This is a genomic window from Thiohalocapsa sp. (genome assembly GCF_019695415.1).
Classification (GTDB): Bacteria; Pseudomonadota; Gammaproteobacteria; order Chromatiales; family Chromatiaceae; genus Thiohalocapsa.
The window spans coordinates 1-9,316 of the sequence record NZ_JAIFKJ010000191.1 but is presented as its reverse complement, the minus strand read 5'-3'; the positions used below and the strand labels follow the sequence as shown (position 1 = coordinate 9,316).

Genomic DNA, 9,316 nt, shown 5'->3' with positions numbered 1-9,316 from the left:
CTCTCGGGCATGGTGATTCTGATTGGCTGGCGTTAGGGTGCTTTTTCGGCGGGATAGTTTGAAGAAGCTGCGGCAACAAGGGTCAAGGGCTGAGGGCTGAGGGCTGAGGGCTGAGGGCTAAGAGCAGGCCTGCTGGGGACCGCGGCCCTGCCAAGCAGACGACGGAGCCCTGAGCGTCGGATGCACGCTAGTATCTTAAACTTGCCTCGTCCCTCGTCCCTCGTCCCTCGTCCCTGGTTGTCTGTTGCCCACAGAGGTACGAGCTTGTTGCCGAAGGCAAAAACACGAATCGTCATGCGCCAAATCGTTCTGGATACCGAAACCACCGGCCTGGAGCCGGAAGAAGGCCACCGCATCATCGAGATCGGCTGCGTGGAGCTCGTGGAGCGCCGTGCCACCGGCAACAACTTCCACATTTATCTTCAGCCGGATCGGGAGGTGGATGCCGGGGCTGCGGCGGTGCACGGCATCACCAACGAGTTCCTCGCCGACAAGCCGCGATTCGGCGACATCGTCGAGGCGTTTATCGACTACTGTCGCGGCGCTGAGCTCGTGATCCACAACGCCCCCTTCGATGTCGGCTTCCTGAACCATGAGCTGAAGGGCTGGCGCGAGGACGGGCCCGCCATCGATGAGCTCTGCGCGGTGACTGACAGCCTTGTGCTCGCCCGCAGCCTTCACCCAGGCCAGCGCAACAGCCTGGATGCGCTGTGTAAGCGTTACGGCGTCGATAACACCCGTCGCGAGCTCCACGGCGCCCTGCTCGACGCGCAGATCCTAGCCGACGTCTACCTTGCCATGACCGGTGGCCAGGTGAGCCTACACCTGGGCGGGGAAGAGTCCGTCGAGACGGGCTTGCGGCGGGAAGAGGTCCGGCATTTGTCTATACCCCGCGGCAAGCTTCGGGTCGTTCGCGCCACTGCCGAGGAGTGTGCCGCTCACGAGTCGCGGCTCGCCGCTATCCACAAGGCTAGTGGGGCCTGTGTGTGGCTTGCCGAAGACACGGCGGATGCCGATGCGGCCGGGAGCTGAGTCGGCGCTCTGGGCAGCGGCAAGCTGGGCGAATATGCGATCGTTACTGAGGCTCGCCGCAGTTACTCGTTGGGTCGTCGCGTGAAATGCTGAGCGAAGCGCCCCGGTGCCGCGCCCACCTCATCGGCGGGCGCCTGCGACGGCCGGAGGCAGCGCCCGCCCGGCGCGGCACGCAAGACGATGGGCCGGGGCTCAGTTGGAGTGCTTGCGGCTGGTTGCGGCCTGCGCTGCGCCGGCGAGGTGCTCAATGGTGGGCAGGTCGAGTATCTCCACGTGCTTGCGGTCCACCTTCACAAGTCCCTCGTCCTGGAAGCGGGTGAAGAGTCGACTCACCGTCTCCACCGCGAGCCCGAGGTAATTGCCGATCTCGTGCCGCGACATGCTGAGGTAAAAGTCTGTGGGAGAGAGCCCCCGCTTGCTGAGGCGCTGCGACATGCTTACCAGGAAGGCCGCGAGACGCTCCTCGGCATTCTTCTTGCCGAGAAGCAGCAACATCTCGGCGTCATGGCCGATCTCCTTGCTCAGCAGGCGGTACATGGAGTGCTGGAGGCTCGGAATGGACGCCGCCAACTCCTCGAAGCGCTGGAAAGGGACCTCGCAGATGGCCGAGGTTTCAAGCACCTTGGCCGAGCAGGCGTGGGTATCCTGGTCGATGGCATCCAGGCCGATGATCTCGCCGGGCAGGTGGAAACCGAGTACCTGCTCGCCGCCTTCCTCGCTCGGTGTGTAGGTCTTCACCGAGCCCGTCTTGACGACATAGAGGGAGCGGAAGCGCTCACCGCTGCGGAAGAGGTGGTCCCCCCGGTGCAGCGGCCGCGAGCGCTTGACGATGCTGTCCAGCCGGTCCACATCCTCCGGCGACATGCCCATGGGTAGGCACAGCTGGGACAGTGTGCAGTTCTTGCAGGCGACCCGGATGGTCTCGAAGGAGATAACTTTGCGTTGAGTCAAGGCAGTGTACCTGGCTGGTTGACGCCTTCATTTTGCAACCCAGGTTGACACGCATCAAGGGCGATTGTCACCGCTTTCACGCGCCTGTATTGGTGTAATTGCCAAGGCCGACCCGGTGAATGCGAGGCTCGGCCAGGCGTCGGTGCCTGAGTATCTGCCACGGCGTGGCTTTGTCGAAGCATGCGGCAGGCGCGTTGTAGCAGAGCCCACCGGCCATTGCTCGGCGCCGTCGAACGCCGTTCGCGTCAAACAAAAACCGCGCCCGAGGGCGCGGCTCTTGGGGCCATCGACCGGGCGACAGGCCAACGGCAGTTTTGGGCCGCCCTTACTTGGCTTCTTCGGCAGCCGGAGCAGCGGGGGCAGCCGGAGCACCATAGGGGGCGCCGTAGGGCATGGCCGGTGCCCCGTAGCCGTAGCCCGGATAGCCGTAGCCGTAGCCCGGATAGCCGTAGTAGCCGCCGTAGGGGTTGCCGTAGCCGTAGCCGCGACCGTAACCGTAACCACGGCCATAGCCCCGGCCGTACCCACGGCCGCCGCCCGACATGCTCATGTTGAAGTCGCCGTAGCCGTCGCCGAACATGTCGCCGAGCATGTCGCCGACGCCGTCACCCCAGCCCGAACCGTAGCCGGGGCCGCCCCAGCCCGGACCCCACCAGGCCTGCGCGGCGCTCATTGAGAAGGTGGCTGCACCGGCGATGGCGGCGATACCGAAGACCTTGGCAAGCTTTTGCATGATCTGACGCTCCAAAGGGATTCTCGTGTGAGTTCAGCAGACCGGTCCGGCGCCTGCAGCGCTGCCGACAGCCGGCCGGGAGTCCGTAGGATACGAACGCGGCGCAGTATACGTGTCCGGTTTCGGCTTGTGAAGTACGCTAAAGGCCGGTTTATACGCACAATTCGGCGCAGGTCGGTGCGCAGCGTGCGCGTGGCGGGCGAATTGAGGCAGTGATGGTTATTTGTTAACTTCCTCAGCCGTGGCGTGTGCACATCTCCGGGTCGGCTCCGTCTCCGTCTGGTCCCCAGGAAATCATGACCAAGCTTATTTTCGTCACCGGCGGCGTCGTGTCGTCCCTTGGCAAAGGCATTGCCTCGGCGTCGTTGGGCGCCTTGCTGGAGGCGCGTGGCCTCCGGGTCACCATGATCAAGCTGGACCCGTACATCAACGTGGACCCCGGCACCATGAGCCCGTTCCAGCACGGGGAGGTCTATGTCACCGACGACGGTGCCGAGACCGATCTCGATCTGGGGCACTACGAGCGCTTCCTGCGCACCCGCATGGGGCGCAACAACAACTACACCACGGGACAGATCTACGAGAGCGTCATCCGCAAGGAGCGCCGCGGTGACTACCTCGGGCGCACTGTGCAGGTGATCCCGCACATCACCGACGAGATCAAGGCCAGTATTCTGCTTGGCGCCGACGATGCGGACGTCGCCCTAGTGGAGATTGGCGGGACCGTGGGCGACATCGAGTCGCTGCCTTTCCTCGAGGCCATCCGCCAGATGCGCGTCGAGCTTGGGCCCCGAGCGGCCATGTTCATCCATCTCACGCTGGTGCCGTACATCCGCACGGCCGGGGAGATCAAGACCAAGCCCACTCAGCACTCGGTCAAGGGATTGCGCTCTATCGGTATTCAGCCTGTTGTGCTGTTGTGCCGGGCCGAGCAGGACTTGCCCGACGACGAGCGGCGCAAGATCGCCCTCTTCACCAACGTCCCGGAGAATGCCGTCATCTCCGCGGTGGATGCCGACAACATCTACCGCATCCCCATGCTCCTTCACGCCCAAGGGCTGGACACCCTGGTGGTGGAACAGTTCGGTCTGGACGTGCCGGAGGCGGACCTGGCTGAGTGGCAGCGAGTGCTGGATGGCTTTGAGCACCCGAATGAGACGGTCACCGTCGGCATGGTGGGCAAGTACATGGATCTGACGGAAGCCTACAAGTCCTTGTCAGAGGCTTTGGCCCACGCAGGCGTGCACACGGGTACGCGCGTCAAGATCCAGTATTTGGACTCGGAGGAGATCGAGCGCACCGGCACTGATTGCCTTGCTGGCGTGGACGCCGTGCTGGTGCCGGGCGGCTTCGGCGAGCGCGGCATCGAGGGCAAGATCGCCGCTGCCCGTTATGCCCGCGAGCACCGAGTGCCCTACCTAGGCATTTGTCTGGGCATGCAGGTCGCCGTCATCGAGTACGCCCGCGACGTCGCGGGCTTGGCTGGCGCCCACAGCACAGAGTTCGACCCGGAAACGACTCATCCGGTGATTGCGCTCATCACAGAGTGGCGGGCCGAGGACGGCCACCGCGAGACCCGCGCCGTGGACGCCGACAAGGGCGGCACCATGCGCTTGGGCGGGCAGAACTGTCGGCTGGAGCCGGGCAGCCTCGCGCGGCGGGTCTACGGTCAGCACCAGATCCGCGAGCGCCATCGGCATCGCTACGAGTTCAACAACCGCTACTGCGATGCCATGAAGGATGCGGGCTTGCGCTTTTCCGGCTGGTCGCTGGATTCCAAGCTGGTGGAAATCATCGAAATACCGGATCATCCCTGGTTCGTAGGCTGCCAGTTCCATCCGGAGTTCACGTCGACGCCGCGCGACGGCCACCCGTTGTTCCGGGGCTTCATCGAAGCCGCGCTGACACAGCAGCGCCGCATGGCCGACAACTCAGCCAACAAGGTGGCCTGACGGCGCCATCTGTCGGCACCGACCACGGCCAGCTGCAATGCCGGGCGCCGATGTGCCCGCCCGGGAACAGCGCCCTGCGTCGCTAAAGGCGTTCATCGCATCGTCTCAACCTGAACGACAGGCTCCTCATCGGGCGATTGCCCCTGCTGTAACCGCGATCCCAAGCTGGAGAACCGAACCATGTCCGAGATCGTCGATGTCCGCGCCCGCGAGGTGCTCGACTCCCGCGGTAACCCGACTGTCGAAGTCGATGTCATCACCGCCGACGGTGCCATCGGCCGCGCGGCAGTGCCGTCGGGTGCCTCAACCGGCTCGCGCGAGGCGCTGGAGCTCCGTGACGGCGACAAGTCCCGCTACGGCGGCAAGGGCGTGCTCAAGGCCTGCGCCAACGTCAACGGTGAGCTCAAGGACGCCGTTAACGGTATGGATGTGGCGGATCAGGAGGCCGTCGACCGCAAGATGATCGACCTCGACGGTACCGACAATAAAGGCCGGTTGGGCGCCAATGCGATCCTCGGCGTGTCCATGGCCGCCGCGCATGCGGCGGCGCAGGAGCAGTCCCTGCCGCTCTACCAGTACTTGGGCGAAGACGCCAAAACCTTACCGGTGCCGATGATGAACATCATCAACGGCGGCGAGCACGCCGACAACAGCGTGGACTTCCAAGAGTTCATGATTCTGCCGGTGGGTGCGTCCAGCCTCCGCGAGGCTGTGCGCTACGGCGCCGAGGTCTTCCACGCGCTCAAGTCCGTTCTGAATGGCCGGGGACTCGCCACGGGCGTCGGCGACGAGGGGGGCTTCGCACCGGATCTGCCAAGCAACGAGGCCGCCATTGAGGTCATCCTCGAGGCTATCGACAAGGCCGGCTTCAAGGCCGGGCAGGACATCTTCCTCGGCATGGATGTGGCTGCATCCGAGTTCTACGAGGACGGCACCTACAACCTCAAGGGCGAGGGCCGCAAGCTCGATGCGGCCGGCATGACCGACCTGCTCATCGATTGGTGCGACCAGTATCCCATCCTCAGCATCGAGGACGGCCTGGCCGAGGGCGACTGGGAGGGCTGGAAGGATCACACCGACCGGCTCGGCGGCAAGGTGCAGCTGGTGGGCGACGATCTCTTCGTCACCAACACCAAGATCCTGCAGGAAGGCATCGACAAGGGCATTGCCAACTCCATCCTCATCAAGGTCAACCAGATCGGCAGCCTCACTGAAACCTTCGAGGCTATCCGCATGGCCGAGGCGGCAGGCTACACGGCCGTCGTCTCGCACCGCTCTGGCGAGACTGAGGACACCACCATCGCCGACCTGGTGGTCGCCGCGGGCACCGGCCAGATCAAGACCGGCAGCCTCTCGCGCTCCGACCGCGTCGCCAAGTACAACCAGCTCATGCGCATCGAGGACCAGCTCGGCGACGCCGCCGTCTACCCCGGGCGTGGCGCGTTCAAGCATCTCTGAGCCCTGGGTCACTGCGCCGACCATGTCTAGTCAGCGGAGGTTGAGGTCGTGACGCGCTGGGTCATCTTCGGTCTCCTGCTGCTGCTGGGCCTGCTTCAGTACCGCCTCTGGGTCGGCGACGGGAGCATCAAAGAGCTGCATGCGCTGCGCGCGCAGATCGATGAGCACCGCGCAGAGCTCGTGCGCCTGGAGGCGCGCAACCTCGCGCTTGCGGCGGAGGTGGAAGACCTGCGAACCGGCCTCGAGGCCATCGAAGACCGCGCCCGCAGCGAGCTTGGCATGATCCAGCGCGGCGAGGTCTTCCTGCAGGTCATCGAGAAGCCGGAGCAGGAGAGCGGACAGTGACCCACTCGGCAAAGCGGGGGTTGCGGGATCGACGCAGGACGCACCGGCGATGAGCCCGCATGTTCGCCACTGGGGGCTTATTCCGGCCGCGGGCGTCGGCCGGCGCTTCGGTGCGACGGTGCCCAAGCAGTACCTGGCGCTGGCCGGTCGGCCCGTCATCGACCATGCCGTCGCCGCCTTCGTAGAGCACCCAGGTGTTGCCGGTTGCGTGGTGGTGCTGGGTCGCGAGGACGGGTGGTGGGCGGATGTCAGCGCCTACGCTGGGCATCCGGACGTGCTCCGCGCACCGGGCGGCGCCGAGCGCTGCCACTCCGTGCGCAACGGCCTGGATGCGCTGGCGCAGCGCGCCGCCGACGACGACTGGGTGCTGGTGCACGACGCCGCGCGGCCCTGCCTGCGCCGGGGCGATCTCGACCGTCTGCTGGAGGCGCTGCATGATGAGCCCGTCGGCGCCCTGCTGGCCGTGCCCATTGCCGATACCGTCAAGCGCGCAGTCGACGGCCAAGTGTCGGAGACCATCCCGCGCAGCGCCCTGTGGCGGGCCTACACGCCCCAGGCCTTTAGGCTCGGCCTGCTGCGCCGGGCACTGGACCACGCGGAGTCGCAGGATCTCGTCGTCACCGACGACGCCAGCGCCGTGGAGCTGCTGGGGATGAGGCCGGCACTCGTCGAGTGCAGCGCCGACAACATCAAGATCACCCGGCCGGAGGATCTGCCATTGGCGGCCTTTTTCCTGGAACAACAACAGGAGACGCCATGCTGATCGGGCAGGGCATCGACGCCCATCGCTTCGCCTCCGGCCGCCCACTGGTGCTGGGCGGCGTGACCATCCCCCACGACCAGGGGCTCGCTGCCCACTCGGACGGCGACGTGGTCATACACGCCCTCTGCGATGCGCTGCTCGGCGCCGCCGGGCTCGGCGACATCGGCCACCACTTTCCGGACACCGATGCGGCCTACGCCGGCATCGACAGCCGCATCCTGCTGAGCCGCGTCATGGAGACCCTCGCTGAGCGCGGTCTTGCCGTTCACAACGCGGACCTCACCATCGCCGCGCAGCAGCCCAAGCTGGCCCCGCACATCGCGGCCATGCGTAAGACACTGGCGGCGGACCTGGGCTGCCCCGCCGCCCGGGTCAACGTCAAGGCCACCACCACCGAGCGCATGGGCTTCACCGGTCGCGGCGAGGGCATCGCCGCCTTCGCCGTGGTGCTGCTCAATCAGTCGTGAGCACCCAGGAGCCCCCAGCCGCTGCCGACACTGCATTCACCGCCAGGGATGCCGTTCCCGGGGCGGTGATCTGGCGCAACTTCCGTGCGCTTCCGCATGCCCACGGCCCACCACTGATCCGCTGCCGCATCCGCTCCCAGCCCGCCGATTTCGTCGTCGACGAGGTACTGGCTTTCGGGCCCGACGGCGATGGCGAGCACCGTCTGCTCAGGGTCCGCAAGACCGACGCCAACACCGACTGGGTCGCGCGCCGCCTCGCCAGCCTCGCCGGTGTGCCGCACAAGGCGGTGGGCTATGCCGGGCTCAAGGATCGCTATGCAGTCACCACCCAATGGTTCTCGGTGCATCTCGGCGGGCGGGCGGAGCCGGATTGGGGCCAGCTGGCCGCCGAGGGCATCGAGGTGCTGGAGGCCCACGCCCACAAGCGCAAGCTCCGCCGCGGTGTGCTCGCCGGAAACGCCTTCGACCTGGTGCTGAGGGACGTGAGCGGCGACACCGAGGCGCTCGCCGCCAGGGTGGATACCATCGCCCGCCTCGGTGTGCCCAACTACTTCGGCCCGCAGCGCTTCGGCCGTAACGACGGTAACCTGCACCGCGCCGCGGCGATGTTCAACGGCGCCCCCGCCGAGGACGACCGCGGCCACCGTGCGAGCCGCCATCTCATAGGCCTCTATCTCTCCGCCGCCCGCTCCCAGCTCTTCAACGAGCTGCTGGCGGCGCGCGTCGAGCGCCGGGATTGGCGCAGCGCCCTGCCGGGGGAGCGTCTGCAACTTCGGGGCAGTCACTCCCATTTCCTCGCCGAGACCATCGACGAGCGCATCCGCGAGCGCGTCGCCAGCGGCGATGCCCAGCCCACCGGGCCCCTGTTCGGCGCCGGCGCGCCGCTCACCGCCGACGAGGTCGCGGCACTGGAGGCCCACATCACCGCGCCCTTCGCGCACTGGCAGCAGGGCCTAGCCGCCGCCGGCCTCAAGCAGGAGCGCCGGCCACTGGTGCTGTACCCCGAGGCCCTGCGCCTGCACTGGACCGCGCCGGATCAGCTGCGCATCCAATTCAGCCTGCCCGCCGGCAGCTATGCCACCGCCCTGCTGCGGGAGCTGGGCGACTGGGAAGGGTAAGCCGAGAAGCCCTCCTGCTCATCATTGAGCGAACCCTTGGGTACGTAAGGGCCAGCAGGCAGCGCAAGGGTGTATGCCTGCGGGGAGACGGGCGTTGTGCCCGCAACCGGCCGGGCGGCGGACGCGGCGGACGATGCGCTTTCCCTGCGGCCTGGGCCGCGCTGCCCGCGGGAGCCCGCGCCTGTGGACAGCGTCCAAGTGCGGCCCAACGGATGCGACTTGGGCCTTGAAGCGCGCTGGGACTATGCTCTGGATAACGGAAGTGCGCTTCGTCGAGGCAATTCCGGAACGCCAAGCAAACAGAGGAGATCAAGACAAATGGCAGAGATCATCACGGCGGTGTACGCCTCTGCAGACACCCTCGCCAATGTCCGGAACGATCTGATCTCGGTGGGAATCCCACAAGAGAAGATCCGCGTCAGCGATGAGAAAAAGGAAGTGCAGGTGATGGGCCCCGAATCCGCCGAGGCCGAGATCAAAGAGATCTTCGAGCGGCA

General features: G+C 66.3%; 9 protein-coding genes. 7 read left to right on the top strand and 2 right to left on the bottom strand.

Annotated features, from left to right (window positions below; genetic code table 11):
- Nucleotides 1-294 precede the first annotated feature (294 nt).
- On the top strand, nt 295-1,032 hold the full coding sequence (gene dnaQ, locus I6U14_RS05380) for a DNA polymerase III subunit epsilon (RefSeq protein ID WP_296897509.1): 738 nt from the start codon (nt 295-297) through the stop codon (nt 1,030-1,032).
- Nucleotides 1,033-1,224: 192 nt separating this feature from the next.
- Here dnaQ and fnr read toward each other — a convergent pair whose 3' ends face one another.
- Together fnr and I6U14_RS05370 are read right to left on the bottom strand one after the other, a co-directional pair.
- Nucleotides 1,225-1,983, bottom strand: a complete 759-nt coding sequence (fnr, locus tag I6U14_RS05375) for a fumarate/nitrate reduction transcriptional regulator Fnr (RefSeq protein WP_296897507.1) — start codon at nt 1,981-1,983, stop codon at nt 1,225-1,227.
- Nucleotides 1,984-2,308: 325 nt separating this feature from the next.
- Nucleotides 2,309-2,716 carry a sulfur globule family protein gene (locus I6U14_RS05370; RefSeq protein ID WP_296897505.1) on the bottom strand — a complete coding sequence of 136 codons (408 nt, stop codon included), beginning with the start codon at nt 2,714-2,716 and terminating at the stop codon, nt 2,309-2,311.
- 296 nt (nt 2,717-3,012) lie between these two features.
- Here I6U14_RS05370 and I6U14_RS05365 point away from each other — a divergent pair, with 296 nt between their 5' ends.
- The 6 genes from I6U14_RS05365 to truD all read left to right on the top strand — a co-directional run bounded on the left by I6U14_RS05365 (nt 3,013) and on the right by truD (nt 8,819).
- Complete coding sequence (locus I6U14_RS05365) at nt 3,013-4,668, top strand: CTP synthase (protein WP_296897503.1); 1,656 nt, start codon at nt 3,013-3,015, stop codon at nt 4,666-4,668.
- A gap of 180 nt (nt 4,669-4,848) precedes the next feature.
- Complete coding sequence (gene eno, locus I6U14_RS05360; RefSeq protein ID WP_296897502.1) at nt 4,849-6,126, top strand: phosphopyruvate hydratase; 1,278 nt, start codon at nt 4,849-4,851, stop codon at nt 6,124-6,126.
- Between the two features lie 48 nt (nt 6,127-6,174).
- Nucleotides 6,175-6,471, top strand: a complete 297-nt coding sequence (gene ftsB / locus I6U14_RS05355) for a cell division protein FtsB (protein WP_296897500.1) — start codon at nt 6,175-6,177, stop codon at nt 6,469-6,471.
- A gap of 49 nt (nt 6,472-6,520) precedes the next feature.
- Complete coding sequence (gene ispD / locus I6U14_RS05350) at nt 6,521-7,234, top strand: 2-C-methyl-D-erythritol 4-phosphate cytidylyltransferase (protein ID WP_296897498.1); 714 nt, start codon at nt 6,521-6,523, stop codon at nt 7,232-7,234.
- Entirely contained in the window at nt 7,228-7,701 is a 474-nt protein-coding gene (ispF, locus tag I6U14_RS05345; protein ID WP_296897496.1) for a 2-C-methyl-D-erythritol 2,4-cyclodiphosphate synthase, read from the top strand. Before ispD ends, ispF begins: the two co-directional genes overlap by 7 nt.
- Nucleotides 7,698-8,819, top strand: a complete 1,122-nt coding sequence (gene truD, locus I6U14_RS05340; protein WP_296897494.1) for a tRNA pseudouridine(13) synthase TruD — start codon at nt 7,698-7,700, stop codon at nt 8,817-8,819. The genes ispF and truD overlap by 4 nt, the downstream gene beginning before the upstream one ends.
- The last annotated feature ends 497 nt before the right edge of the window (nt 8,820-9,316 follow it).